The 1,363-nt window shown below is 45.5% G+C and carries 2 protein-coding genes; both read right to left on the bottom strand.

The features are described from left to right. Positions 1 to 136: 136 nt before the first annotated feature. Positions 137 to 673 carry a hypothetical protein gene (locus HMPREF3178_RS07720; protein WP_004117808.1) on the bottom strand — a complete coding sequence of 179 codons (537 nt, stop codon included), beginning with the start codon at positions 671 to 673 and terminating at the stop codon, positions 137 to 139. A 193-nt stretch (positions 674 to 866) separates the two neighbouring features. Then, positions 867 to 1,363, bottom strand: a 497-nt coding sequence (locus HMPREF3178_RS07715; protein ID WP_070585104.1) for an IS3 family transposase, incomplete at its 5' end; no start/stop codon positions are given.

Genomic DNA, 1,363 nt, shown 5'->3' with positions numbered 1-1,363 from the left:
GACAGAATTTGTCTACAGGCATGGGGTCAGTCCATAGTTACATCTAATGTATCCTATGAACCGAGCGTATTTTCCCCATTAAGGGAAGTATCTTTTTTTGAAATTCCCGTAAAGCGGGAATGATAAGATAGAAAAGTTACTTTTGTAGTTGAGCATTTGCATTAAGACGCATGCACGTTAGAACCGCGTCAGATGGAACCCCTGGATTTCGGGCCAGTATGACGGACAAGAGGAAAAGACCTAAGCGAAGGCAAGCGGCAGGATCAATACTAATTTTATGTATAAAATTAATGTCTCTCTCGTCTTTGTTGATAGCTACAACTCCCCCCTCCATCATTGCTGTGGATTTACCATCAAAAGTAACTTTTACGTTTTTGTAGACTTGCTTATTATGGTGCTTTGTTTTTTTATCTTTCAGAACAGCCTCATGAGTAAGGCGAAGAAACGCCATACACAAGGTGATCACTTCATCATCACTCAGCTTTGTTGAAAAGGACTTTTGACCAGTCCAGTCAAAACTTCCCGGCTTCGATACTAAAGGCCCCGCAAGGATAAGATTCACACTGCCATTTGTCTCAGAAAAATTGAGCTCAAGTGCTGTCTTACCGGAATTAAATACCTTTTCATTTCGGTAAGGTTGATGCTGTGGTACATCGTTATTTATATTTTCCACCAAATATGTCCTTCACCTTCGTTGATTAAATTCTTCACCAGACCAATGTAGGTATACCCTCCAGGTTGCTTCATCGCAAAAATATAAGCACTGGTCTCCAGCATTAGATAGTCTCCCGAGGGAGCACCAGGAGGAACCTCTGTAGAGCTAAGGCTTTTAGTGTGCTCCTTTTTAACTTGTAAGCACACCCGTTTTAGTTCCACGCATTTTTTGAGATTTCCGGGTTTTCAGCCATCAGCCGGTACTCTTCTGGCGTCAGGTTATTCAGGGATTCATGGGGCCGCTCACTGTTATATTCAGCCAGCCATCGCTCAGTGATTTCCCGTGCTTCATTCAGGGTCCTGAAGAGATAAAAATCCAGGATTTCTGTCCGGTACGTCCGGTTAAACCGTTCGATAAAGGCATTCTGCGTCGGTTTACCCGGCCTGATAAACTCCAGCATCACCCCGTGTTCTTCCGCCCATTGTGCCAGCGCCAGCGACACCAGTTCTGGCCCGTTATCCATTCGCATCTTCAGTGGATATCCGCGGTTTGCTACTATCCTGTCCAGTACCCGGACTACACGCTGGGCCGGGATATTCAGGTCGATTTCTATCGCCAGCGCTTCCCGATTAAAATCGTCCACCACATTGAAGGTACGGAAGCGTCTGCCACACACCAGCGCGTCGTGCATAAAATCGATGGACCAGC

It is taken from the genome of Klebsiella sp. HMSC09D12 (assembly GCF_001808475.1).
In the GTDB taxonomy this organism is placed as follows: Bacteria; Pseudomonadota; Gammaproteobacteria; order Enterobacterales; family Enterobacteriaceae; genus Klebsiella; species Klebsiella oxytoca.
This window is presented reverse-complemented; position numbering and strand designations above follow the sequence as displayed.